The sequence below is a fragment of the Arcobacter pernae genome (genome assembly GCF_049472135.1).
Classification (GTDB): Bacteria; Campylobacterota; Campylobacteria; order Campylobacterales; family Arcobacteraceae; genus Arcobacter_B.
Map to the genome: position 1 here is coordinate 1 of NZ_JBMOVV010000010.1, position 26030 is coordinate 26030.

At 31.1% G+C, this 26030-nt stretch carries 20 protein-coding genes and 2 rRNA genes; 10 read left to right on the plus strand and 12 right to left on the minus strand.

The features are described 5' to 3' along the window. Window positions 1-184: 184 nt before the first annotated feature. The 3 genes from ACH5BF_RS11125 to ACH5BF_RS11135 all read left to right on the plus strand — a co-directional run bounded on the left by ACH5BF_RS11125 (window position 185) and on the right by ACH5BF_RS11135 (window position 5479). Window positions 185-3097 (plus strand): 23S ribosomal RNA (locus tag ACH5BF_RS11125). A 181-nt stretch (window positions 3098-3278) separates the two neighbouring features. After that, a 5S ribosomal RNA gene (gene rrf / locus ACH5BF_RS11130) occupies window positions 3279-3394 on the plus strand. A 174-nt stretch (window positions 3395-3568) separates the two neighbouring features. Next, window positions 3569-5479 carry a sensor histidine kinase gene (locus tag ACH5BF_RS11135; RefSeq protein ID WP_423274306.1) on the plus strand — a complete coding sequence of 637 codons (1911 nt, stop codon included), beginning with the start codon at window positions 3569-3571 and terminating at the stop codon, window positions 5477-5479. Between the two features lie 34 nt (window positions 5480-5513). On the opposite strand, the gene rpsU is transcribed toward ACH5BF_RS11135, so the two are convergent. Next, window positions 5514-5726, minus strand: coding sequence for a 30S ribosomal protein S21 (rpsU, locus tag ACH5BF_RS11140; RefSeq protein ID WP_099343194.1), 213 nt, complete (start codon window positions 5724-5726; stop codon window positions 5514-5516). A 116-nt stretch (window positions 5727-5842) separates the two neighbouring features. Here rpsU and moaC point away from each other — a divergent pair, with 116 nt between their 5' ends. From moaC to ACH5BF_RS11160, 4 genes are read left to right on the plus strand one after another with little or no spacing between them, the layout of a single operon-like run. Continuing rightward, window positions 5843-6325, plus strand: a complete 483-nt coding sequence (moaC, locus tag ACH5BF_RS11145; RefSeq protein ID WP_423274307.1) for a cyclic pyranopterin monophosphate synthase MoaC — start codon at window positions 5843-5845, stop codon at window positions 6323-6325. A 14-nt stretch (window positions 6326-6339) separates the two neighbouring features. Then, a complete protein-coding gene (locus ACH5BF_RS11150) occupies window positions 6340-6603 on the plus strand; it encodes an HP0495 family protein (RefSeq protein ID WP_423274308.1) in 264 nt (87 codons plus the stop codon). A gap of 3 nt (window positions 6604-6606) precedes the next feature. After that, window positions 6607-7377: a D-alanyl-D-alanine carboxypeptidase family protein gene (locus ACH5BF_RS11155; RefSeq protein ID WP_423274309.1), complete on the plus strand. Its 771-nt coding sequence runs from the start codon at window positions 6607-6609 to the stop codon at window positions 7375-7377. After that, window positions 7349-8665: a M14 family metallopeptidase gene (locus tag ACH5BF_RS11160; protein WP_423274310.1), complete on the plus strand. Its 1317-nt coding sequence runs from the start codon at window positions 7349-7351 to the stop codon at window positions 8663-8665. Before ACH5BF_RS11155 ends, ACH5BF_RS11160 begins: the two co-directional genes overlap by 29 nt. Window positions 8666-8686: 21 nt before the next feature. Here the strand turns inward: ACH5BF_RS11160 and ACH5BF_RS11165 are convergent, their stop codons facing one another. Genes ACH5BF_RS11165 through ACH5BF_RS11185 form a run of 5 tightly spaced genes read right to left on the minus strand, consistent with a single transcriptional unit; the run spans window position 8687 to window position 14851 of the window. Then, entirely contained in the window at window positions 8687-8950 is a 264-nt protein-coding gene (locus ACH5BF_RS11165; RefSeq protein WP_423274311.1) for a hypothetical protein, read from the minus strand. A 9-nt stretch (window positions 8951-8959) separates the two neighbouring features. Next, window positions 8960-9754: a 5'/3'-nucleotidase SurE gene (gene surE / locus ACH5BF_RS11170; RefSeq protein ID WP_423274312.1), complete on the minus strand. Its 795-nt coding sequence runs from the start codon at window positions 9752-9754 to the stop codon at window positions 8960-8962. Next, window positions 9751-13317 (minus strand): DNA polymerase III subunit alpha, encoded by a 3567-nt coding sequence (gene dnaE / locus ACH5BF_RS11175; protein ID WP_423274313.1) that lies wholly within the window; start codon window positions 13315-13317, stop codon window positions 9751-9753. Before dnaE ends, surE begins: the two co-directional genes overlap by 4 nt. A 39-nt stretch (window positions 13318-13356) precedes the next feature. After that, window positions 13357-14115, minus strand: a complete 759-nt coding sequence (locus ACH5BF_RS11180; protein WP_423274314.1) for a patatin-like phospholipase family protein — start codon at window positions 14113-14115, stop codon at window positions 13357-13359. Next, window positions 14105-14851, minus strand: a complete 747-nt coding sequence (locus ACH5BF_RS11185) for a UDP-2,3-diacylglucosamine diphosphatase (protein WP_423274315.1) — start codon at window positions 14849-14851, stop codon at window positions 14105-14107. Before ACH5BF_RS11185 ends, ACH5BF_RS11180 begins: the two co-directional genes overlap by 11 nt. 125 nt (window positions 14852-14976) lie before the next feature. Between ACH5BF_RS11185 and ACH5BF_RS11190 the strand changes: the two genes are divergently transcribed. Next, complete coding sequence (locus ACH5BF_RS11190; RefSeq protein WP_423274316.1) at window positions 14977-15693, plus strand: FlgO family outer membrane protein; 717 nt, start codon at window positions 14977-14979, stop codon at window positions 15691-15693. A 5-nt stretch (window positions 15694-15698) separates the two neighbouring features. Beyond that, window positions 15699-16286, plus strand: a complete 588-nt coding sequence (locus tag ACH5BF_RS11195; protein WP_423274317.1) for a FlgO family outer membrane protein — start codon at window positions 15699-15701, stop codon at window positions 16284-16286. Here the strand turns inward: ACH5BF_RS11195 and recJ are convergent. The 5 genes from recJ to mnmG all read right to left on the minus strand — a co-directional run bounded on the left by recJ (window position 16281) and on the right by mnmG (window position 24136). After that, on the minus strand, window positions 16281-17846 hold the full coding sequence (recJ, locus tag ACH5BF_RS11200; RefSeq protein ID WP_423274318.1) for a single-stranded-DNA-specific exonuclease RecJ: 1566 nt from the start codon (window positions 17844-17846) through the stop codon (window positions 16281-16283). The genes ACH5BF_RS11195 and recJ overlap by 6 nt on opposite strands. Next, window positions 17846-19462 carry a CTP synthase gene (gene pyrG, locus ACH5BF_RS11205; RefSeq protein WP_423274319.1) on the minus strand — a complete coding sequence of 539 codons (1617 nt, stop codon included), beginning with the start codon at window positions 19460-19462 and terminating at the stop codon, window positions 17846-17848. The genes recJ and pyrG overlap by 1 nt, the downstream gene beginning before the upstream one ends. 138 nt (window positions 19463-19600) lie before the next feature. Further along, the gene (gene ccoG, locus ACH5BF_RS11210) at window positions 19601-20983 is read right to left on the minus strand and encodes a cytochrome c oxidase accessory protein CcoG (protein ID WP_423274320.1); all 1383 of its coding nucleotides are present in this window, start codon (window positions 20981-20983) and stop codon (window positions 19601-19603) included. A gap of 107 nt (window positions 20984-21090) precedes the next feature. Beyond that, window positions 21091-21924, minus strand: a complete 834-nt coding sequence (locus ACH5BF_RS11215; protein ID WP_423274321.1) for a hypothetical protein — start codon at window positions 21922-21924, stop codon at window positions 21091-21093. A 334-nt stretch (window positions 21925-22258) separates the two neighbouring features. Next, complete coding sequence (gene mnmG, locus ACH5BF_RS11220; protein ID WP_423274322.1) at window positions 22259-24136, minus strand: tRNA uridine-5-carboxymethylaminomethyl(34) synthesis enzyme MnmG; 1878 nt, start codon at window positions 24134-24136, stop codon at window positions 22259-22261. A gap of 226 nt (window positions 24137-24362) precedes the next feature. Here mnmG and ribE point away from each other — a divergent pair, with 226 nt between their 5' ends. Further along, window positions 24363-24983 carry a riboflavin synthase gene (gene ribE, locus ACH5BF_RS11225; protein ID WP_423274323.1) on the plus strand — a complete coding sequence of 207 codons (621 nt, stop codon included), beginning with the start codon at window positions 24363-24365 and terminating at the stop codon, window positions 24981-24983. Window positions 24984-25045: 62 nt separating this feature from the next. Here the strand turns inward: ribE and ACH5BF_RS11230 are convergent, their stop codons facing one another. Beyond that, window positions 25046-25960, minus strand: coding sequence for a response regulator (locus ACH5BF_RS11230; protein ID WP_423274324.1), 915 nt, complete (start codon window positions 25958-25960; stop codon window positions 25046-25048). Between the last annotated feature and the right edge of the window lie 70 nt (window positions 25961-26030).

The window sequence follows — 26030 nt, forward strand, 5'->3', positions numbered from 1 at the left end:
AGTTATTTAAAAACATAATGTTAAAGTCTTAAAATTTTTCTAGCGAATATAAATTTATTTATATGAAACTAAAAAGAAACAATTTAAACACAACTTTTTTATTAGATTTAGCGATAGATTTAATAAGATAGTAGCCAAGGAATAATTATTCAAGGTAGTTAACTCGAAAGAGTTAATTATAAAAAATTAAGCTATTAAGGGCTAATGGTGGATGCCTAGACTGTAAGAGGCGATGAAGGACGTACTAGACTGCGATAAGCTTTGGGGAGCCGTCAAGAGGCATTGATCCAGAGATTTCCGAATGGGACAACCCAGCATATGGAGACATATGTTACACGAAAGTGGGCGAACGTGGTGAAGTGAAACATCTCAGTAACCACAGGAAGAGAAATCAAATGAGATTCCGTTAGTAGCGGCGAGCGAACGCGGATTAGGGCAAACCCTATGCTTGCATAGGGGGTTGTAGGACCATAATATGAGACTAAAGAAGATAGAAGAAGTAGTTGGAAAGCTACAGCATAGAAGGTGATACTCCTGTATTCGAAATTTTCAATAGCTCTAATGGTATCCTGAGTAGGTCGGAACACGTGATATTTTGACTGAATCCGGGGGGACCACCCTCCAACCCTAAATACTACTTACAGATCGATAGTGAACAAGTACCGTGAGGGAAAGGTGAAAAGTACCCCAGTGAGGGGAGTGAAATAGAACCTGAAACCATTAGCTTACAATCATTCGGAGCCCTATGATTTATCAGGGTGACGGACTGCCTTTTGCATAATGAGCCTGCGAGTTGTGGTATCTGGCAAGGTTAAGTCAAGTACGAAGCCGTAGCGAAAGCGAGTCTTAATAGGGCGATTAAGTCAGATGCTGCAGACCCGAAACGAAGTGATCTATCCATGAGCAGGTTGAAGCTGGTGTAAGAGCCAGTGGAGGACCGAACCGGTGGGCGTTGAAAAGTCCTCGGATGACTTGTGGATAGGGGTGAAAGGCCAATCAAACTTCGTGATAGCTGGTTCTCTCCGAAATATATTTAGGTATAGCCTTGTGTAGTAGCATATAGGGGTAGAGCACTGAATGGGCTAGGGCTGCTTACCGCGGTACCAAACCCTATCAAACTATGAATACTATATGTGTAATCACAGGAGTCAGGCGTAGGGTGATAAAATCCTATGTCGAGAGGGGAACAACCCAGACTAACAGCTAAGGTCCCAAAGTCATATCTAAGTGGAAAACGATGTGGAGTTACTGTGACAACCAGGAGGTTGGCTTAGAAGCAGCCACCCTTTAAAGAAAGCGTAACAGCTCACTGGTCTAGTGATTCTGCGCGGAAAATATAACGGGGCTAAGATATGCACCGAAGCTTTAGACTCAAGTTTACTTGAGTGGTAGGAGAGCGTTCTATTCAGCGTTGAAGGTGTACCGGCGAGGAGCGCTGGAGCGGATAGAAGTGAGCATGCAGGCATGAGTAGCGAGAATTGAGGTGAGAATCCTCAACGCCGAAAACCCAAGGTTTCCTACGCGATGCTCGTCATCGTAGGGTTAGTCGGGACCTAAGTCGAGTCCGAGAGGGGTAGACGATGGCAAATTGATTAATATTTCAATACCAACATATAAGCGCGATGTGGGGACGCATAGAGTTAATCGAGCTCACTGATGGAATAGTGGGTCGAAGGATGTAGGTTGTATCTTAGGCAAATCCGGGATACATTCGACCGAGATCTTACAGGCCGTTGACGCCCTTCGGGGACGATTCGGAATCGATGATACTGTCGTGCCAAGAAAAGCCACTAAGTTTATTATATGTTGCCCGTACCGTAAACCGACACAGGTGGGTGGGATGAGTATTCTAAGGCGCGTGGAAGAACCCTGGTTAAGGAACTCTGCAAACTAGCACCGTATCTTCGGTATAAGGTGTGCCTACTTTGGTATATGGACTTGCTCCAGAAAGCTAAAGAGGTTGCAACAAAGAGTCCCTCCCGACTGTTTACCAAAAACACAGCACTTTGCTAACACGTAAGTGGATGTATAAGGTGTGACGCCTGCCCGGTGCTCGAAGGTTAATTGATGATGTTAGCGTATGCGAAGCATTTGATCGAAGCCCGAGTAAACGGCGGCCGTAACTATAACGGTCCTAAGGTAGCGAAATTCCTTGTCGGTTAAATACCGACCTGCATGAATGGCGTAACGAGATGGGAGCTGTCTCAACCAGGGATCCAGTGAAATTGTAGTGGAGGTGAAAATTCCTCCTACCCGCGGAAAGACGGAAAGACCCCGTGCACCTTTACTACAGCTTGACACTGTAGCTTGGATATTCTTGTGCAGGATAGGTGGGAGGCTTTGATCTATGGACGCCAGTACATAGTGAGCCATCCTTGAGATACCACCCTTGAATATTTGAGTTACTAACTGGGATGAGTTATCCTCATTCAGGACAATGTCTGGTGGGTAGTTTGACTGGGGCGGTCGCCTCCTAAAAAGTAACGGAGGCTTACAAAGGTTAGTTCATGGCGGATGGAAATCGCCAGTTGAGTATAATGGCATAAACTAGCTTGACTGTGAGACATACAAGTCGAACAGAGACGAAAGTCGGTCATAGTGATCCGGTGGTTCTGTGTGGAAGGGCCATCGCTCAAAGGATAAAAGGTACGCCGGGGATAACAGGCTGATCTCCCCCAAGAGCTCACATCGACGGGGAGGTTTGGCACCTCGATGTCGGCTCATCGCATCCTGGGGCTGGAGCAGGTCCCAAGGGTATGGCTGTTCGCCATTTAAAGCGGTACGCGAGCTGGGTTCAGAACGTCGTGAGACAGTTCGGTCCCTATCTTCCGTGGGCGTAGGAAAGTTGAGGAGATTTGTCCCTAGTACGAGAGGACCGGGATGAACGTACCACTAGTGTACCAATTGTTCTGCCAAGGGCATCGTTGGGTAGCTATGTACGGATGTGATAAGAGCTGAAAGCATCTAAGCTCGAAGCCAACTTCAAGATGAACTTTCCCTGAAGATCCCAGTAAGACTAACTGGTTGATAGGCTAGGTGTGTAAGCGTTGTAAGACGTTTAGCTGACTAGTACTAATAGATCGTTTGGCTTTTTTTTAATCAATTTCTTGGTTTACTATCTTATTAAGTTTATTAAAATTTAATAAATGTGTTAACAAAGTTTCTTTGAAAAAATATTAATTTTTTTAAGAATCAATAAGACTTTAACATTATCTTTACACTCATTACCTAATGTGAGTAAAGAGTATACTTTTTACAGTATCTTCTTTACTCATATTGCTGGTGGTTATAGAGAAGTGGAAATACCCAGCCCCATTCCGAACCTGGAAGTCAAGCACTTCATCGCTGATAATACTGCAGGTTTCACTTGTGGAAACGTAGGCCGCTGCCAGCTCTTGAGTTTTTATCTAAAGCTTAGTTCAAAACATTTTTCACATGTTTTTAACTAAGCTTTTTTTTTAGCTATTTTTTTCCCTTATTATTCTTTTTTTTTCATCTCTTTTTTACTTTCTTGTACTATAATATTATTAAAGAAAATTGTCTTTTATCTATTTTTTTAGGGTTTTATTTGTTAAAAAGATCTATTTATAAAGTTTTAAACGTATTAACTGTTTTTCCTCCATTTTTAATTATTTTACTTTCAATTATTATTACTACTTATCTAGTTTATGAAAATCAAAATAAATTTGAGAAAGAGTCATTTATTTTGAAAAAAAACTATCTTAAAGATAGTAGAGAAAGAATCTATGAAGAAGTGAATAGTGTTATTAAATATATAGAATATGAATATCAAGATACTGAATTGAAATTAAAAGTAGATTTAAAAAATAGAGTTAATGATGCATATGCTGTTATAAATGGAATTATAAAGAATAACAAACATTTATCAAAAGATGAACAAATAAGATTGGTAAAAGCTGCATTAAGAGATGTAAGATTTAATCAAGGGAGAGGCTATTATTATATTTATAGTATGCAAGGAGAGTGTGTATTACTTCCTATTCAGAAATCTTTAGAAGGTAAATCTTTTCTTGGAATTAAAGACAAAAGAGGTAAATATATTACTAGATCAATAATTGAGTCATTACAAAATGGAAAAGAAGAGTTTATGACTTGGTGGTGGTATAAACCTCAAGATATTACAAAGCAGTATAAAAAAATTTCATATAATAAATATATAAAAGAACTTGATATGTATGTTGGAACAGGTGATTATATTGAAGATTATGAAGATGTAATTAAACAAAAAGTTTTATCATATTTATCTAGTTTAGATTATGAAAAAGGTGCTTATATTTTTATTTTAGATCATGATGGTAATGTGTTACTTCATCCTAATGATAAGTTAAAAAGCAAGAATATAAATGATCTTGGGGATAAAGATAAATATAATCTAAGATCTATTATTGAAATTGGTAAAAAAGGTGAAGGATATATTACTTATTCTTCTGATTTTTTTGGCTTATATAAAAACAATATTTATAAAACTTCATTTATAAAAGGACTTAATAAATGGAATTGGGTTATTGGTAAAGGATTTTACAAAAATGACCTTTATGAGATAATTTCACTTAATCAAAAAGAGTTAGAGAATGAAAATAAAGAGTTAGCTTTAAAAATCATATCAATAAGTTTTATTGTAACTTCTATTTTAATTCTTATTATTCTATATAATGTTAAATATCTAAGAATGAAATTTGATTTAATTACTAAAAAGATTGAAGAAGAAATAAAATTAAATCATGAAAAAGATAAATTACTTTTTCAACAATCTAAAATGGCATCTTTAGGTGAAATGCTTCAAAATATTGCTCATCAATGGAGACAGCCATTATCTGTTATTTCAACTGCTGCTAGTGGATTAAAATTGAAAAAAGATTACAATATATTGGATGACAATAGTATTGATGATACAGTTAAAGTAATTATGAAATCTACAACATATCTTTCAAAGACAATTGATGATTTTAGAAATTTTTATAAAAAAGAGAAAGAAGAAAAAGTATTTGATATAAAAACTGCTGTAGAAGATAGTATTGATATTATTGCATTAAAATTAAAGAATAAAAGTATTGAATTAAATTTTGATTCAATTCATCATGAGTATAAAGCTTTAAAAAATGAGTTGATACAGGTTATTATAAATATATTAAATAATGCTATTGATGCTATTGATAAACAAGAGAGAAAGCTTATTTTAATAAATATTGATAAGGATGAAAACTTTATTAATATATCTATAAAAGATAGTGCAGGTGGAATACCAGAAAATGTTTTAGACAGAGTTTTTGAACCATATTTTACTACTAAACATAAATCTCAAGGTACTGGAATTGGATTGTTTATGAGTGAAGAGATTATTACTAAACATTTTAATGGTGAATTACTAGTGCATAATTGTGAGTTTACATATGAAAATGAGAATTTTATAGGTGCGTGTTTTGAGATAAAATTACCTATAAAAAAAGGCCAGTTGTAAAACAACTGACCTTTTTCGTGGAAAGAACAAAATCTTATAATCTAGATTCATATCTTCTAAGCATATATAATCTTTTAAGCATTTTCTTTCTAGCATTGATTTTTTGCTTTTTTCTGATCTCTGTCATTGGCTCAAAAAATCTTCTAGCTCTAGTTTCAGTAACAATAAGATTTCTATCACATTGCTTCTTAAACCTTCTGTACGCTTCATCAAAAGATTCGTTCTCTTTTACTTTAATGCCTGGCATGTAAAGTTCACCTACTTTCTTTTTAAAATTAAGCTTGCATTATATTTAAATTATACTTAATTTCAATTTAACTAAAGTTTTAATATAATAAATATACTAATAAAAAAGGTACTATTTTGAATTTAACACACTTAGATGATAATAATAGACCAAAAATGGTCGATGTTTCTGATAAAAATGAAACTAAAAGAGTTGCGGTAGCTTCTGGAGAAATTTCTATGAGTCAAGAAGCTTTTGATGCAATTATTGAAAACAATACTAAAAAAGGTCCTGTAATACAAACTGCTGTTATTGCTGCAATTATGGGAGTAAAAAAGACAAGTGAACTAATTCCTATGTGTCATCCTTTACTTTTAAGTGGAATAAATTGTGATGTTCAAGAACTTCCTTCTTTACCTGGTTTTAAATTAACTGTTACTGCAAAGTTAAACGGACAGACAGGTGTAGAAATGGAAGCATTAACTGGGGTTAGTGTTGGACTTTTAACTATATATGATATGGTTAAAGCAATTGATAAATCAATGGTTATTTCAAAAGTACAACTTGAAGAAAAGTCTGGTGGAAAAAGTGGTGACTTTTCAAGAGAAGAGAAAAATTAATAGAGGTATTTTAAATGATAGATTTAAATAAAGAAAAATTAAAATTAGATTATCCATGTAACTGGAAATACAAAATAGTTGTTTTAGAAACTATTAATATTAAAAAAGTAGTTACAGAAGTAATATCTAAAAGAGAACATTCAGTAAAAGAGTCTAAAGTTAGTAAAAAAGGTAAATTTAAAAGTTACACTTTAGAACTGCTTGTTCATAGCGATGATGATAGAACAGGTTTATATGAAAACCTTGGAAATCATGACGATATAAAAATGGTTTTATAAATTATGAATAGAAGAGAGTTCCTAAATATATCAAAAGCTGGAATTATAACTTCTGCTTTTATAAGTAAAGATTTATTAGCAATTGAGCCACCTGAGATAAGAACTCCTTACTTTTATTTAGAAGAAAATCAAGAGAATGACTTTCAAGAAATTAGAAGAAAACTAAATTTAATTCAAAGACATGTGGGATATGGAAATTTTAATATCTTAGGTTTAGATGAGGCTTTAAAGATTGCAAAATCAAACTCTTCAATTGGAGAGTTTACTAAGTCTCAATTAGAGTTTTTAGAATTTATGTTTTATTACAATCCTTCTTCTCATGGATTTTATGGGAAGAGAATTACAAATAGTATTACAGATGAAATTAATAAAAAAGAGATTGTAAAAGTTCCAAGAACAGGTCACTATCTATTTAAAGGTAAGCCTTTAGAAACTTATGAAGAGATGGTAAAGGATATTGGAGATACACTTACTTTAACTTCTGGTATTAGAAGTGTTATGAAACAGACAAAACTTTTCTTTGATAAAATAGCTTCAGTTAATGGAAATATTACAATTGCTGCTATTTCATTAGCTCCACCTGCTTATACTTATCACTTTATAGGAGATTTTGATGTTGGAAAGAAAGGGTTTGGACACGCAAACTTTACATCAAGATTTGCACTTACTGATGAATTTAAAAAAATAAAAACATTAAAATATGTTGATGTTAGATATACAATTAATAATAAGGATGGGGTAAGGTATGAACCTTGGCATATTACGACTGTTTAAAATTACAATAATTTTTTTATTAATGCAAAACCTATATGCCCAAGTTCAGACTTTTGATTTTGATTTTATAAAGAAAGGTGAGCAAGATGATAATACACTTCTTTTAATAGGAGGTATTCAAGGAGATGAGCCAGGAGCTTTTATGGCTGCTTCTTTAGTTGCTACACATTATGATATAAAAAAAGGTTCTGTTTGGGTTATCCCAAATCTTAATTTTTATTCAATTATCAAAAGGTCAAGAGGCCCTTATGGGGATATGAATAGAAAGTTTGCGCAACTTTCAAATGATGATCCAGATTATGAAACAATACAAAGAATAAAAAAGTATATAAAAGCTTCTGAAGTAAAATTAATCCTAAATTTACATGATGGTAGTGGTTATTATAGAAAAGAACATATAAATAACCTTTATTCACCTAAAAGATGGGGACAATGTTCAATCATAGACCAAGCTGTTTTAGATATCCCAAAATATGGAAATCTTGAAGAAATTTCTACAAAGGTTGTATCTAGTATAAACCAGAGACTTTTAAGAGAAAAAGATATTTATGGTGTTAAAAATACTAATACTAGACAAGGTGACAAAGAGATGGAAAAAACTCTTACTTACTTTGCTATAAATAATAAGAAAGCAGCTTTTGCAAATGAAGCAAGTAAAGAGTTACCTTTACATGAAAGAGTTTATTATCATCTTTTAGCAATTGAAGCATATATGGATATCATGGGAATAGAGTTTGAAAGAAAATTTGATATAACAACTGCTTCTATTAAAAATGTGATTGACCATGATATTTATATCTCTTTTTATGACGAGCAAATAAAATTACCACTTAGTAAAGTAAGAAGTATTTTAAAATATTTCCCTATAAACCATGATGGGGTTATTGAGTTTACTCCTTCAAATCCTTTGATGACTATTGTAAAACAAGGTAAAGAGTATGTAATTCACTATGGTAACAGAAAACTTGCCAAATTACATCCTGATTATATTAAGGTTATAAAAGACGAAAGAAGTATAAACTTCTTAATAGATGGAAAGAAAAGAAGTGTAAAGCTTGGCGATATAGTTTATGCTAAAGATAACTTCTTAATTGAAACTATTGATGATTTAAGAGTAAATATTATTGGTTATGTAAATAAAAATATTGATAGTGAAACAGGTGTTACTGTAAATAAAAGTGAAATTCAAAAAAGATTTTCTGTTGATAAAGATGGGGATTTATTTAGAGTTGAATTTTATAAAAATGAAAAATTCATAGGAATGATTTTAGTAGGCTTTGAAAAATAGAGTTTAAAACTCTATTTTTCATTAGTCAAATGATACAAGCTCTTTTTTGAAAAGTTCTTGATTTACTTTTTTGCAAGCTGATTTATAAAGTTTTTCTACTCTTTCTTCATCCTCTTTAACGATTTGCATCACTTCTTCTAAAGATTTCCCTTCTTCGAAAGCTACAAAAACTTTATACTCTTTTTTAGTAAATTTTCTTTTTAATACATCTTTGATTTCATCTTCAGGTCTTAAAGTCCCTACTAATTTATCAATATGATTTAAAACAGCTTCTGTGTAATTCATTTTTTTCCTTTACTTATTTATCCAATTTTCTAACGAATTGATATCTTTGTAAGATGTCATATCAAGCATAATTGGAGTTACAGATACATAATCTGCTTTTATTGCCTCAAAATCACAAGATTTATCAGAACTCTCTTGCCAAATAAGAGGATGTAGTCCAATCCAAAAGTACTCTTCACCTCTAGGATTTAGATGCCTATGAGTATCATTTCCATATTCTCTATATCCAGCTTTAGTGATTTTAATTCCCTTGCATTCTTCAGGTTTAATAGGTGGGATATTAACATTTAATAGCTTTCTTTCATCTAATGGAAACTCATTTTCAAATATCTTTGTTACTAATTTTACAATAGTTTCTTTTGCAAGTGCAAAATCCCAACCATTTTTTATATCATTGCATCTATCTTTACATACTTGAGAAATAGCAATTGCAGGTATCCCTTGAAGAACAGCTTCCATTGCAGCAGCAGCTGTTCCACTATAAGTAATATCTTCACCCATATTAGCTCCAATATTAATACCACTTATTACTAAATCTGGTCTAAAATCATCTTCAAATAAATTGTTTAATGAAATAAATACACAATCCGTTGGCGTTCCATCATCAACTCTATAATAATCGTCATCAACTTTATCAAGTTTTAGAGGTCTATCTAAAGTTAAAGAGTGACCACATGCAGATTTATTTTTTGCAGGAGCAACTATTGTTATTTTTGCAATAGGAGTTAAAGCTTCAATTAAAGCTTTTAATCCAATGGCATCAAAACCATCATCATTTGTTAATAAGATATGTTTTTTTCTCATGCTACTACATAAGCTCCTTCAATTTGTTTAATTAAATTCTCTACATTAGAAGTTACTTTAAATCCTGTTTCAAGCTCAATATCAGCTAGTTTAGATTTTACAAGAAGTTTAAACTCTCTTCTTCCTTGATTATTTGCAATAATATCAAAAAGTTTAAACATAACATCATCTTTATCATCAAAAGGAATAGCTACAGTTAAAGGTGGTTCTATTTTTTCAACTTGTTTTGTTTTTACTTTCTCTTTTTTTGCATCTAGTAAACTTTCAATTTTAAGAATATTCATTCTTGTAAAGTTTTCATCTTTTGAGATTCTTACTTTAAATGCTATTGGTTCTGAATCACTTGGATTTCTAAGGTCAATTCCAAAATCATCTTCAAGTTCTTTCAATCTATTTTCAAACATCATAAGTTCTATATTTCCATGTAAGTCCATGATAGAAGCAATACCAAACTTATTACCTTTTTTGGAAATTTTTTCAGTAATACTCTCAATTTTTCCTACAAATAATGCTTGTGAACCATCTGCAATATCATCAATTTCTGATGATAAAGTATATTTGATTTGATCTAATTGATCTCTATAATCATCAAGTGGGTGACCAGATACATAGAAACCTAAAGAGGCTTTTTCTAACTCTAGTAGCTCTTTATTACTAAACTCTTCTAACTCTTCTAGTTCTATTTCAATTCTAGTTAACTCTTCACTATCTCCAAAAAGTGAACCAGTTGCCATTTTCTTAGCTTTAGCTACATTTCCAACAGCTTCACCAATTTGCTCGATTTGTTCTAACATAGCTTTTCTAGTATAATGGAATCCATCTAAAGCACCCGCTTTAATTAAAGACTCAATTACTCTTTTGTTTACTTTACTTCCATCAATTCTTGAAATAAAATCAGATAAACTTTTAAACTCTCCACCTTCTTTTCTTACTCTTAAAATAGAGTTGATGGCAATATCCCCAGCACCTTTAATGGCACCCATACCAAACATTACTACTTCTTTCCCGTCAATTTTTTTAGCCGAGAATACAAGGTCAGATTTGTTTATATCAGGTGGAAATAAATCTAATCCTAATCTTTTTACTTCATCAACATACTTAACAACTTTATCAGTATTATCTTTTTCAAGTGTAAGTAAGGCTGCCATAAATTCAGATGGGTAATAACATTTAAGATAAGAAGTATAAAATGTTACAAGTGCATAGGCTGCTGAGTGAGATTTATTAAATCCATATCCAGCAAACTTTACAATAAGGTCGAATAACTCTTCTGTATAGGCTCTTGTATAACCTTTTTCTTCTGCACCATCGGCAAACTCAGTTTTAAGTCTGTCCATCTCTTCTTTAATCTTTTTACCCATAGCCCTTCTAACTAAGTCGGCACCACCAAGTGAGAAGCCACCAATACTTTGCACAATTTGCATAACTTGCTCTTGATATACAATAACTCCATAAGTAGTTTCAAGTATAGGTTTAAGTGCTGGTTCTAGTTCATCATAGAAGTAGTCAATCTTTGCTCGACCATGCTTTCTATCAATAAAGTCATCAAGCATTCCTGACTCCATTGGTCCTGGTCTATAAAGCGCAAGAACGGCAATAATATCCTCGAAGTTTGAAGGAGCTAGTCTTTTACATAAGTCTTGCATACCATCGGATTCTATCTGGAATAGTCCAATTGTATTACCTGTTTGAATTAGCTCATAAACGCCTTTGTCATTAACATCTGTTGTTAAGAAATCAACTCTTTTACCATGTCTTTTCTCAATTAGTTTATTTGCTTCTTCAATAACTGTTAGGGTCTTAAGACCTAAGAAGTCAAATTTAATTAAGTCAACATCTTCTACATACTTACCATTGTATTGAGTGGCAAGAGTATCAAGACCTGAGGGTTTAAATAAAGGAGTTTTCTTCCATAAAGGTTCATTTGAGATAACAACACCTGCGGCGTGAGTACCTGCATTTCTATTTAGACCTTCTAAGGCTAGGGCAAATTCCCAAACTCTTTTTGATAAGGGGTCTGAATCACAAAGCTCTTTGATTTTTGGTTCTTTTTCCCATGAGTCAGTAAGGTTAATACCAAGTTCATCTGGAATAAGTTTTGCCATAGCATCTGCTTTTGCATAAGGCATATCAAGAACTCTGGCAACATCTCTAATAACCCCTTTTGCAAGAAGTTTACCAAAGGTAATAATCTGAGCAACGTTGGCACGACCATATTGTTGTACAACATAGTCAATAATCTCACCCCTTCTACTTTGACAGAAGTCCATATCAATATCGGGCATTGATACCCTCTCTGGATTTAGGAATCTCTCAAAAAGTAAACCATAAGGCATAGGGTCAATATCGGTAATAAATAAACAATAAGCAACAAGTGAACCAGCAGCAGAACCCCTTCCAGGACCTACTGGAATACCCATTTGTTTTGCAACAATTACGAAGTCCCATACAATAAGCATATATCCTGGGAATTTCATATTGTTGATAATATCAATTTCTACTTGAAGTCTATCTCTATATTCTTCATGTTTTTCTTCGGGAACTATTTCAAGTCTTTTTTCTAAACCTTTCCAACACTCATGAATAAATAGTTTTTTATCATTTTCAAGTGAGTATTCTTCATCAGGAAATGGAATCTCTACATTTTGCTCTTCTAATTTATTTCTTGTAAATTTAAAGTTTGGAGGTGTAGGGTTTCCTAGTTTAATCTCTAAATTACACTTATCAGCTATTTCTTGTGTAGCTTCAATTGCTTCTGGAATATCCGCATATAGTTTTGCTATTTGCTCCGGTGATTTTAAATAAAATTCATGAACCGAGTGTCTAAGTCTATTTGGATCATCATAAAGTTTATTCATTGCAATACACATAAAGGCTTCGTGTGCATCAGCATCTTTTGGATTTAAGTAGTGTGTATCATTTGTAGCAACTACTTTTATTCCTGTTTCATGGGCAATTCTTAGAATTTGATCATCAACATAATGTTGGTCACCAATTCCATGTCTCATGATTTCAAGGTAGAAATCATCTCCAAAAATCTCTTTATATTCTAAGGCAATCTCTTTTGCTCTTTCATAACCTTTTGCACCATTTCTTACGTTTCTTTCGTTTTGTAAGTTTAGGTGCCAGTTTACTTCACCTTGAAGACAAGCAGCAGAACATACTAACCCTTCGCTATTTTCTCTTAAAAGCTTTTTATTGATTCTTGGATAGTAGTAAAATCCATGCATATAAGCTTGTGAACTTAGATACATTAGGTTTTTATATCCTGTATCATTTTTAGCATATAAACATAAGTGGAATCTTTGTCTATTTGTTTTATCACCTATATCATCAGAGTTATGAATATATGCTTCCATTCCAATAATTGGTTTAATGCCTTCATTTCTCATGGCATTGTAAAAGTCAATAGCTCCGAACATATTACCATGGTCAGTCATGGCAACAGAGGTCATTCCAAGCTCTTTTACTTTTTTAGCTAGTGGTTTAATTTTGTTCGCACCATCAAGTAGTGAATATTCTGTATGTAAATGTAAATGTGTAAATTGTGGTGTATCAGACATAATATAATCTTTTTAAAATAATTTTTGTTTATTAATAGTTTATATTATATCTAAAAAATGATTTTGAGCCTCTTTAAAACCAAGAGTAAAACACTCTTCAAGTTCTTTAAAAGTGAAAAGTGAAAATCCTCTAATATGAGGACTTCCTAAATACTCGTGTGTATGAGCAATAGAGTGTGCATGATTTTCATGTAATTGTTTGAAAAGTTTTTTATGAATTGTTTTAATTGGATTAAGTCTTTTGATATTTTCTTTATTAGATTTTGGAAATAAATCTACACTAAAAATATGATAATCTTTTTCTAATAAAGGTTTAATTGGTACATTATCAAATAAACCTCCATCAATTAAATGCATACCTTTGTATTTTACGGGTCTAAAAAGTGGAATTAGTGCAGATGAAGCCATACATAAAGTTACTGTATCTCCACTATTAAAATAGTGAAGTTTTTTCTCTTTTGTGTCATAGGCATTTACATAAACAGGTTTTGGAATATCTTCTAGTCTTTCAATAGGAAGTAACTCTTTTACTATTTTATTTGATGAATCAATTCTAAGTAAACCATTTCTAAAATAGTTAAATTTTAAAGCTTGCCTTACATCTTTACTTCCAAATATTTTTAGTTGTTCTTTTGCAGGGATTCCACTTGCATGAGAAGCACTTATAATACTTCCAATTGAAGAGCCACTATAAGCTTTAATATCTATATTTTTTTGTTCACAAAAGTGTAAAACTCCTAAGTGAAAAGCACCTCTAGCTGCACCTCCACCAAGAGCTAAGCTTAAATTATTTATCATTCTTATCTAACCAATCTATTATTTTAAACTCACCATCAAAAGTCTCGACAATAGCAGTACAATTCTCAACCCAATCTCCACAGTTTAGGTACTCTATACCATCAATGTCTCTTATTTCAGCTTTATGGATATGTCCACATATGATACCATCATATCCTTTATTTTTTGCGTGAGTTGATAAAACACTTTCAAAGTCATTTATAAATGAAACTGAAGATTTAACAGAGTCTTTCACATATTTTGATAAAGACCAATATTTTTTTATTCCAAGTTTTTGTCTTACAAAGTTTAAGGCAGCATTTAAATATAAAAGCAAATCATACCCATAATCACCAAGAATGGCTAACCATTTTTTAGTCATAGTAATTGAATCAAAAAAATCACCATGGGTTATATAATATTTTTTACCATTAATTCCCTGATAGTCAAGTTCATTAGAAATATTTAAAGAGTCACCTAAAACTAGTGGTACAAAGGGTCTTATAAACTCATCGTGGTTACCAGTGATAAAATGAACATTTGTTCCTTTTCTGGCTTTTTTTAAAACTTTTTGAATAACATCTGAGTGAGTTTGAGGCCAAACGAATTTTCGTTTTATTGCCCAACCATCTATAATATCCCCAACTAAAATTAGATTTTCACTCTCATTGTGTTTTAAAAAATTTAATAACTTTTTAGCCTTAGAAAACCTAGTTCCTAAGTGAATATCTGATATAAAAATGCTTTTGTATTTCATATTCGAATTTTAGAGTAGTTTGATTACAATTGAATAACAAAAGAAAAATGCTATTTACGGGTTTTTTCAAGATTTTATAAGTTTGTTTTAAATAAAATTTAAACAATTATACTAAGGGGAATTTTATGTTGAAAACTTTTACAAAGACTTGTTTAGTAGCTGCAGCTGCTATGTTATTTTCGGGATGTCAAATACATCAAACGATAGTACAGAAAGAACAATTACCAACTGTAAAAGGTCAGCAAGTTGATGATAGTGGCAGCGCAAACTTAAGTACAAGTCACCTTCAACAAACAAATAACGAAGTTCAAGTTACTAAAGAGTACTTAAAAATTGCAAATGATCAAGAAAGATTTGTAACTAAACAGTATACTTTAGAAGGAACTATTAACTCTTTAGCAACTCAAATGATGAGAAATCAAAAGCTTGCAACAAATAAACCTGTAATTATAACTTCTTTCGTAAGATTAGATCAGTTCAAGAAAACTACAGAGTTTGGTAGAATTGTAAGTGAAAGTTTAATTAACGAACTTTCAAACAAAGGTTTCAATATTATTGAATTTAGAGGTCAATTAGCTGTTTCTGTTGATGATAATGGTGAGTATTTTATTACTAGAAAAGTAAGACAAATGAAAGGTAAAACTCCAAATACTTATGTTGTAGTTGGAACTTACTCTAGACAGTATAAAAAAGTAATTTTAAATGCAAGAGTAATTGATAATATTACTGGAAGAATTATCACAAGTGCAAGATCTACATATCATCATGGAAGAGCAAATGACTGTATGATGTTTAATGATTGTAGACCAGCTAGAACTGTAAAAATCGTAAAAGAACAATAATCTAAATGAAACCCTCTTATTTTAAAAGCTTAAGAAGTTTTTTACTTCTTAGTTTTTTAACTCTTTTTTTAACTTCATGTACATATTATAAAAATCCAATTGATGGAGCCAATGATTTTCATTCGCTAGTTTCAAAATTAGTTGATGAGTCAGCTGCAAAAATCAAAAAAAATGTAGCATATGAAGAAGTTGTTTTAGTATCAGATTTTGTAAATATTCAAGATTTAGAAAATAAATCTCAGCTTGGTTTTTTACTTTCAAATATGTTAAAAGATAAATTAGTATCTTTAGATATAGTTGTAAAAGAAGTAATCTTTGGTAAAGAGTTTCAGTTAGGACAGCAAGGTTTTAATATGCTTGTTCGAGATAAAAATAAAATCATTTCAGATGAGGTTACAAAAGCAAGATATGCTGTTGTTGGAACATACTCTATTTCAACTAGAAGCTTAAATATATTTATCAAGCTTATTGATATTCAAACTGGAAATATTCTTGCATCTTCTCATGAAAGAACTTCAATTGATCAAGAAATTTTAGATTTAGAGGGTGAAGAAAAAAGAAGTATTATTCTTAGACCAAGAGTAGTTTTATAAAATATCTTGGATTAAGAACTGAGCGCTAAGCTCTCCTCTAAACTCATTTTTATTTACTGATACAATCATATCAAGTCTATTTGCTAATTCAGTATTACTATCATTAAATTTTAAAGCTTCGAATATTACACCCTCGCTATTTAAAGTTAGTTTTAAATGATTTTTATCTTTTCCTATTAAATCATATTTTACTAAGTTAACATTTGAGATTTTAAATATTGGCTTATGATTTTGAAGTCCATATGGTTCAAACTGTTCAATAATAGATAAAAACTCTAAATCAACAGAAGAAACATCTAATTCTCCTAATGTTGTAGGTTCAATATGTAATTTATCTTTTTTATCTTCTAGTTCTTTATTTATGATAGCTTTGAACTCTTCAAGGTTTTCCTCTTTCATAGATAAACCAGCAGCATTTTTGTGACCACCATATCCTAATAATAAGTGGTTAGCTTTTGTAATTAAATCATAAAGGTTTATATCAGCATTTGCTCTTGCACTTCCTTTTGCAATTCCATTATTTATAGAAAAGATAAAAGCAGGTTTTTTAAAATGATTAGACATTTTAGAAGCAACAATTCCTATAACACCTTCATGCCAATCCTCTCCCCAAACAACAACAGCATTATCTTCTTGTTTTGAAGCATTTAAGGCTTTTTGAGAAATTTCTTCTTGTAGGGTTTTTCGATAATTGTTTAACTCTTCTAAAAGTTGAAGAGATTCATTTGCTCTAAAAGAGTTATTTGAAAGAAGGAAAGATAAAGCTATAGAAGCATCATCCATTCTTCCTGCACTATTTATCTTAGGAGCAATAAAAAAGCCAATATCATCTGAAACCAACGCTTCTTTACTCATAACTTCATTTAGCTTTTTAAAGGCTTCTCTTTTTGATGATTTGATTTTTTTTAAACCTTGTTTTACCATAGTATAATTAAGTTCAGTCATAGGCATAATATCTGCAACTATAGCAAGGGCTAATAAATCTAAAAAATCACTCATATTGATATTTAGGTTTAACTCTTTTTTAATTGCGGCACACAAATACCAAGCAACTTGAGCTCCGCAAATATCTTTAAACTCAAAATTACAATCTGCTTGTTTTGGATTTACAACAGCAATAGCAGGTGGTAACTCATCTCCTACTGTATGATGATCTGTAATGATTAAATCAATTCCTTTTTCATGAAGCTTTTTAGCTGCTTCAACTGCAGAAATACCATTATCCACAGTAATCACTAAGCCTTTATCAATCATATCAACAATTTTTGGTGATAATCCATACCCATGCTCGAATCTATTTGGTATGATGTGATTTACTTTGTATCCAACTTTGTTAAAAAAATCTAACATAATAGTAGTTGATACAACACCATCTACATCATAATCTCCAACTATAGTTATAGTTTCATTGTTTAGTACGGCTTCTTTTATTCTTGTTGAGGCTTGTTTAATATCTTTGAAGTTATCAGGTGAGGGTATATCTGCAAGTCGTGAATAAGGATTATTCACATGCCTTGCAGACAAAATTTCAAAAAGTCTATTTTTTGTAATTTTAGACATTAGTCTTTTTTATTTGCTTGTTTAACAAACTCTAAAATAATTGGATTTGGAGTCTCTAAGTGAGATGTAAATTCAGGGTGGAATTGTACACCTACAAACCATGGATGGTCTTTAATTTCAACTGCTTCAATTAATCCATTTGATTGTCCAGAAATAACCATTCCCGCTTCTTCTAATCTTTCTTTATAAGCTGGGTTTGCTTCATATCTATGTCTATGTCTTTCATAGTATATTTCTTCATTTCCATAAGCTTTTTGAAGATTTGTTCCTTTTAATGGCTCAAATGGATATTCACCTAATCTCATAGTTCCACCCATTGGTGATTTATGAGTTCTTAATTGTTTATTACCACTTTGATCCATAAATTCATCAATTAAGTAAATTACAGGCTCTTGTGCATTTTCATCAAATTCAACAGATGTAGCATTTTCGATACCTAATACATTTCTTGAGTACTCTACAATTGATAATTGCATACCAAGACAGATACCTAAGTAAGGAATTTTATTCTCTCTTGCATATTGAATAGCTTTTAACTTTCCTTCAACACCTCTGTGTCCAAATCCACCAGCAACTAAAATACCATCTGAGTTTCCGATAACTTCGTATGCACCTGTATCTTCAATTTTTTCTGAATCACACCAGTGAATATTTACCTTTGTATTTAAGTGTGCTCCTGCATGAATTAATGCTTCGATTAATGATTTATATGACTCTTTTAAATCTAAGTATTTTCCAACAAATGCGATTGTAACTTCGTCTTTTGGAACTAAAATATTTTTAACTAAAGTATCCCATCTTTCCATATTTGGTTTAAATTTGATATTAAAGTGGTCAGATAACGGAGTTAAGATTCCTTCTTTAATAAAGTGTAATGGAACTTGATAAATAGATTGTGCGTCACCTGCTTCAATAACTGCATTTCTATCAATATCACAAGATAAAGCTAATTTATCTTTTAAGTTCTTTGGTAACTCTTTTTCTGTTCTACATACTAACATATGAGGAGTAATACCAATTCTTCTTAACTCTTGAACTGAGTGTTGAGTTGGTTTTGTTTTTAATTCACCTGCTGCTTTGATGTAAGGAACTAAACTTACATGAATGTTCATAGTTTTATCTTTTGGCTTTTCATGTCTGATAGCTCTAATAGCTTCCATAAATGGTAAACCTTCGATATCTCCAACAGTTCCACCAAGTTCGATGATTAAGAAATCTTTTTCATCAGCTGCTGCATAGATTCTATCTTTGATTTCATCAACAACATGAGGAATAACTTGAATAGTTTTACCTAAGTAACCACCTTCTCTTTCTCTTTTGATTACACTTTGGTAAACTTGTCCAGTTGTAAAAGAGTTCTTAGCAGTTAAAGTTGTGTCAATAAATCTTTCGTAGTTTCCTAAGTCAAGGTCAGTTTCAGCACCATCAGCTGTAACAAAAACTTCTCCATGCTCAAGTGGACTCATTGTACCTGGGTCTACATTTAAGTAAGGGTCGATTTTTAGCATACTTACTTTGAATCCAGATTGTTTTAAAATTGTTGCGATAGAAGCAGAAGTGATACCTTTACCAAGCGAACTTAGTACTCCACCCGTTACAAAAATGAATTTAGTCATTAAAAATACTCCAATTAAATTAAATAGTCATAAATATATTTCGCGATTTTAGCTAAAGTTTGTTGATAGATAAGTTAAGCTAGGCTTATGAAAGTTTCTTAAAAGGTAGCTAGAAGCTTCCTTTTAAGATTTAATAAATTATTTTAGTTTATCTGCTCTTGGATAAATAAACACAGCTTTTCTTAAAACACTAACTCTTTTAGGGTCTTCTTTAGCATAAGCTCTAACAGTTACTGTGATTGGTGTGTCTTTTGTGTTATCTTTTACTAAAACTTTATTTGTTTGTAAAATAACAACTTTTTTTCTAAGTTTTCCAGGTTGTAGTGTAAATGGTTTATATCTTTTAATTTCAATATCTTTGTTATCTACAACTTCTAAGTGATAAGTTAAAGGTTTTGATTCAGTATTTTGGAATAAGAATATGAAATTATTCGTAACCACATTATCCTCTTTTACTGAATATAATTGAGTAGTTTTATTAACATTTAAAAGCATATACTCTTTTGTTCCACCCATTGCAAAAAGTAAACCTAAAACAATAGTAAGTGCAGCTGCATACATAACTGTTTGTTTTCTAATCATTTTAGTTGGTTTATCATTTTTAATTTCATTTGTACTTGACCATTGAACTAGTGATGGTTTTCCTAATTTACCCATAACTGTTGTACAAGCATCAACACACTCTAAACAGTTAATACATTCAAGTTGTAAACCTTTTCTAATATCAATATGTGTAGGACAAACAGTTACACATGATTCACATGTTGTACATTCATCAGTTTGATTTGGTAAATCTTTTGCTTTAAAGATGATTTTCTCTTTACTATCATTGTAAATCTGACCACCTCTATTTGTAGAGTAAATAGCTTGGTAAGTGTTATCATCATAAAGTACTGATTGTACCCTTGAATAAGGACAAATATATACACAAAAGTCTTCTTTTAGGAATACTGCATCATAAATTAAAAATGCTGCAATTGCTAATACAAATCCAATTAAGAACATATGTTCAGTAGGATTTTGAATATACGCAAAGAAATCTTCAGGTGGAACAAAATACCACATAAAGTTAGAAGCAGCAATAAGTGCTAAACATGCCCAAATGATGATTGCAATAACTCTTTTTGAAGCATTTTGAGGCTTTGAATAGTCAGGGTCTTTTTGTTTGTTTTTAATTCTTCTAAGACCTAAAAGTTTACCTTCAATTAAATCTCTAAATACAACCCTAAAGATTGTTTGAGGACATGCCCAACCACACCAAGCTCTACCACCAAGTGATGTTACGGCAAAAATACCTAAGAATAGAAGCATTAGTAAAAATGGCATTAAGTATAATTCTTGCATATCAAATGCAGTACCAAGAAGATGAAGTTGTTTCTTATCGAATGATAATAAAAAGATGTGGTTACCACCTATAGTAATAAAAGGTAAAGATAAAGATATGATAGTAGCTAATACATATCCATAATACCTTTTAATTCTATAAGGAGTTTTACTTAAAAATTGATTTTTCTCTTTCACTGTAAAACCTTTCGTTAATGATTATAAGCTTAATTATATATAAAGCTTCCTTATAATAACCATAAATAACTATAAGTAAAACTTATGTTATGAAAGAGTATTCATTATTACCCTTGAGTAAGCTTTTTATAGGCTTCTATTTTTTGAGTAATTTCATTTTTTACTTGTGAAATGTCATAAATCTCAAAATTTTCAATAGTTGGATAAGATTTTATAATATCATCAAACTCTTCTATTGTTTTGTCAATTGATTTTGCTTCTATTACTGGAATATTTAATTTTTTGATTAAATCTTCATTATATGATTTATCTTCTCTTTTGAATAAAACAGGACTATTTCCACATGAAATAGACTCTAATGCAGTTTGAAGTGATGCTGTTAATAAGTATTTACTGTTTTGAATAGTTTCTACATACTCTTCTTCATCTATTACCTCATTAAAGTGTTGAGTAAATACTTTTTCATTCCCTAAAAAGAAATAATGCCCCATAAGAAGAGTAATTTCATGTTTAGAAGACTCTTTTACCCCTTGTAAAAATAGTTCATTGTAATCATCATCTCCAAAGAAAATAGTTTTTTCAATACTTGGATTTTCAACTTTTGTATAAAGTTGTTTATCTACAATAATTTCACCTAATTCATCTAAATTATAAACAAGTGAACAAAACTCATTCATTCCTTCTTTCATTAACTCATTTGTTTCATCAGTATCATAAAGTAGGATATCTCTTTTTTGCATGATATTATGAAGGTTTCTTACAACATCAATATTTACATATCTTCTAATACCTAATAAGTCTTTTGCAAAAGCTCCTGCCCTAAAATCACTAGTACATAAAATAGGATCAAACTCTTTTAATTCATTTACAATAGCTGCACATCTTTTTGCACCTTCAAGACCTATTGCATGACCACTTTTTGCATAAAAATAAACTTGCATATTAATTACCTTTTATAATGGTTTGTATATATTTAAGTAGATAGTATACTAAAAAGCTACAAAGGGTTTAATTAAATTAAGTTTAAAATAAAATATTAGTTTTATATGAAAAGAATATTAAAAGTATTATTCTTTAATTAAGAACGAGAAGAATAATACTTTTATGTTAAGTGTAATGAAAAGATTTGGATAGATGAAAACTTATTTAATTTCTTACGAAAAATATAAGTTTGCACCAATTGCAATGATTGTTAACACCTTTACTATTAATATTTGTGCAATTTTATTGTTTTTTATTTTATCAATCATTGTTTTCCTTTTTTAAATTATATTGTTAATTACTATTTTTAGAACTTTTAACACTCATATACATATGAATAACATCAATTGCTGCTGGTGTTATTCCTGAAATTTCACTTGCATTGAAAAGAGTAGGTGGTCTAAATTTTTCTAGCTTTTCAATAGCTTCATTTGATAATCCAGAGATTTGTTTGTAATCAAAATCTTCAGGGATAGTCATTTTAAGCATTTTTTTCATTTTATCGATTTGCTTCTTTTGTTTTTCAACATATCTATAATATTTTGCTTCTACTAAAATTTGCTCTTTTAAATAGTCTGATAAATCAGAGAATTGAGGTAAAAATTCGTTAAAGTGTTCTATTTGTACTGTACTTCTTCCTACAATATCAACTAAAAGAACTCTATCTTTGATTTTATCTTGTCCTAATCTTTCAAGTAGTTCAAGGTTCTCTTTTTTAGATGTGAACCATTCTTCTCTCATAAATTCAATAGCATCATCAATAGCTTTTTGTTTGAATTTTACTTTTTCAATAGTTTCATCATCAATAAGTCCAAGTTCATGACCATATCCAGATAATCTTAAGTCAGCTCCTTCTTCTCTTAAAAGAAGTCTGTATTCAGCTCTTGAAGTAAACATTCTATATGGTTCATTTGTTCCTTTAGTAACTAAGTCGTCGATTAAAACTCCAATATAAGCTTCATCCCTTCTTAGTATAAAAGGCTCTTTCCCATCTATTGCTAATGCAGCATTAATACCTGCCATAAGACCTTGAGCTGCTGCTTCTTCATAACCAGTTGTAGCATTAATTTGACCTGCATTATAAAGGTTTTTAACTTTTTTAGTCTCTAAAGTGTGTTTTAACTCAGTAGGGTCTACATAATCATATTCGATTGCATATCCATATCTAATGATTTTTGCATTCTCTAAACCAACGATTGAATGAATCATCTCTTTTTGAACATCAATAGGTAATGATGTTGATAAACCATTTATATAATATTCTGTACACATTGAAGTTTGTGGTTCTAAGAATAATTGGTGTCTATCTCTCTCAGCAAATCTATTTACTTTATCTTCAATACTTGGACAATATCTAGGCCCTGTACCTTCGATTTGACCTGTGAATAGTGGAGTTCTATCGAAGTTTGATCTAATAGTATCATGCGTTCCAAGGTTTGTATATGTAATATAACATGGGTATTGAGTAGGATTAAACTCTTCTTTGTTTGTTCTAAAAGAGAAAGGTGCTGGATTTACATCTCCACCGTGCATTTCCATGTTTTCAAAATTGATTGATTTTCCATCAAGTCTTGCAGGTGTTCCTGTCTTTAGTCTTCCTACATTTAATCCAAGCTCTTTTAACTGAATAGATAGAGTTGAAGATGGTAGCTCCCATGCTCTACCTGCATCATACTTATTCTCACCAATGTGGATAAGTCCTTTCATAAATGTACCAGTTGTAAGGATAACTTTTGAAGCTTCGAACTCTTCTTGAAGTCTTGTTTTTACACCGTAAACTTCTTTATTGGCATTTACTAGAAGTTCACTTACTTCATCTTGGTATACTTCAAGATTGTCTGTGTTGTGACAAACTTTTCTCATATACTCTCTATATTTATCCATATCAATTTGAGCTCTACTTCCTTGAACTGCTGCACCTTTTGAAGCATTTAGGATTCTAAACTGAATACCTGTTGCATCAGTACATAGACCCATTTCTCCACCTAAGGCATCAAGTTCTCTAACTAGGTGACCTTTTGCAAGTCCACCAATAGCAGGGTTACAAGAAGCAGCTCCAATTTGCTCTACTAACATTGTAATAAGTAGGGTTTTTTTACCCATTCTTGCAGATGCTAAGGCTGCTTCAATACCAGCATGTCCTCCACCTACAACGATAATATCATATTTCATAGTTTCTCCAAAAATATCAGGTAGTATTTATATTATTTATAAGTCATTTGAAGCTTTCGAATAGTAATTTTTTGTATAAAAATTGGCTTCAGAATATTTTTTTCGTATAATACCAAAAAAATATGATTATTCCAAATATATTTTAACTTTTTTTAAGATTTAATGCTTAATTTAGAAATTAAATGTTATTAGATACTATATCGTATAAAAAATATGAAGGAATACAGTGTTTACTGGACTTATAAGAGAGATGGCTCAAGTAGTGAGCCTTAAAAATAACTTCTTAACATTAAAAGCAAAGTATAGCCCAAAAATAGGGGATTCTATAGCAGTAAATGGTGCATGTTTAACTGTTGTTAGATTTACAAGTGATACTTTTACAGTAGAACTTTCACCAGAATCTCAAAAAATTTTGGCAATGGAAAACTATAGAAATGAAGTACATATTGAGCCTGCTATGATGATGGGTGATAGATTTGAAGGTCATATAGTTCAAGGTCATGTTGATTGTTTAGGAACAATTAGTGCTATTAAAAACAATGGTAACTCAACTGATTTTTATGTGTCACTTCCAAGTGAATATTCAAAATATATTATTCCAAAAGGGAGTGTGACAATCGATGGTGTTTCACTTACTGTAAATGATGTAATGAAAGACTCATTTAGACTTACAATCATTCCTCATACAATTGAGAACACTTTATTTAAAAGATATAAAGTGGGAACAAAAGTAAACCTAGAAACTGATATGTTTGCTAGATATGTTTATAATATGTTCAAAGGAACAAAAGATAAAAATGACCAACTTTCTTGGGGTGAAGTAGATAGAATTATGGCTTCATATTAGTAAAATTCTATTTTAATAGAGTAAAATCAATTTTAAATTGATTTCCTCTATGTTTAAAGATATTAGTAAATACTAAACTCTTCTTCGTCATCATCTTCAAATAAGAAACCTAAAGATTCTTCAACTTTTTTTAGACTTGAGATATCTATTTCTATAGATTTATAAGATTCAATTTCTTCATTACTATTTAAAACTGGGAAGATAACACTATCTAACCAATAATGTCCACCATTTCGTTTTTTGTTTTTAACATTATTTTTCCAATGTCCATTTTCTTCAATACTTTTTTTAATTTCATTAAATTCATTTGATTGAGGTTCTTCTCTTATAATGTCATAGTATGCTCCAATAAGCTCCTCTTTTTTAAATTTTGAAATATTTAAAAATAAGTCACTTGCATAAGTGATTTTACCTTCAAGGTCTAACTCTAAACTAATCGTGTGAGCGTTAAAAAGGTCATTCATAGATTTAGTTCTAGCTTGCTCTTTCATAATTCTTTTTACTTTTTCTTCTGACTCTCTTAGAATTTGAGCATTTAGCTTTTCAAGTTCTTTGTTTTTCTCTTTTATTTGTTTATTATGTAAAGTTGGAAGATATGCCACATAAATCTTATCAAGTAAATCATCTCCACTAATAGGCTTTATGATGTACTGAGTAATTTGCATGTTGATTGATTCTAATAAATAGCTTTTATCTTCATGAGCTGTAAGGAAAACTGTAGGAATAGTGTTGTCAATCTTCTTAATTTCTTTTATCATTTCGACCCCATTTAAAACGGGCATACTTATATCTGATAAAATAATATCAATCTTATCTCTATTCTCTTTAAATTTATCAAGACCATCTTGTCCATCAGTTGCAGGTATGATATCTTTAAAAACATAGGAAAGTAACTTTACCATTTCTGTTCTTACAGAGTCTTCATCTTCAACATATAAAATAGTTAATTTACTAAGTACTTCCATATAGTTTCGCATAAATTATCCTTACTTTTAATACAATATTTTACAATTATTTCTTAAAAAAAGAAATAAATATTATAAGTAA

Coding starts and splice junctions, on each gene's coding strand:
- ACH5BF_RS11185 (WP_423274315.1), bottom strand. CDS start 14,851: ATGAAATACAAAAGCATTTTTATATCAGATATTCACTTAGGAACTAGG.
- ACH5BF_RS11180 (WP_423274314.1), bottom strand. CDS start 14,115: ATGATAAATAATTTAAGCTTAGCTCTTGGTGGAGGTGCAGCTAGAGGT.
- ACH5BF_RS11160 (WP_423274310.1), top strand. CDS start 7,349: ATGAACCTTGGCATATTACGACTGTTTAAAATTACAATAATTTTTTTA.
- pyrG (WP_423274319.1), bottom strand. CDS start 19,462: ATGACTAAATTCATTTTTGTAACGGGTGGAGTACTAAGTTCGCTTGGT.
- ACH5BF_RS11215 (WP_423274321.1), bottom strand. CDS start 21,924: ATGCAAGTTTATTTTTATGCAAAAAGTGGTCATGCAATAGGTCTTGAA.
- rpsU (WP_099343194.1), bottom strand. CDS start 5,726: ATGCCAGGCATTAAAGTAAAAGAGAACGAATCTTTTGATGAAGCGTAC.
- surE (WP_423274312.1), bottom strand. CDS start 9,754: ATGAGAAAAAAACATATCTTATTAACAAATGATGATGGTTTTGATGCC.
- ACH5BF_RS11150 (WP_423274308.1), top strand. CDS start 6,340: ATGATAGATTTAAATAAAGAAAAATTAAAATTAGATTATCCATGTAAC.
- ACH5BF_RS11230 (WP_423274324.1), bottom strand. CDS start 25,960: ATGCGAAACTATATGGAAGTACTTAGTAAATTAACTATTTTATATGTT.
- mnmG (WP_423274322.1), bottom strand. CDS start 24,136: ATGAAATATGATATTATCGTTGTAGGTGGAGGACATGCTGGTATTGAA.
- recJ (WP_423274318.1), bottom strand. CDS start 17,846: ATGTCTAAAATTACAAAAAATAGACTTTTTGAAATTTTGTCTGCAAGG.
- ACH5BF_RS11155 (WP_423274309.1), top strand. CDS start 6,607: ATGAATAGAAGAGAGTTCCTAAATATATCAAAAGCTGGAATTATAACT.
- ACH5BF_RS11165 (WP_423274311.1), bottom strand. CDS start 8,950: ATGAATTACACAGAAGCTGTTTTAAATCATATTGATAAATTAGTAGGG.
- dnaE (WP_423274313.1), bottom strand. CDS start 13,317: ATGTCTGATACACCACAATTTACACATTTACATTTACATACAGAATAT.
- ACH5BF_RS11190 (WP_423274316.1), top strand. CDS start 14,977: ATGTTGAAAACTTTTACAAAGACTTGTTTAGTAGCTGCAGCTGCTATG.
- ACH5BF_RS11195 (WP_423274317.1), top strand. CDS start 15,699: ATGAAACCCTCTTATTTTAAAAGCTTAAGAAGTTTTTTACTTCTTAGT.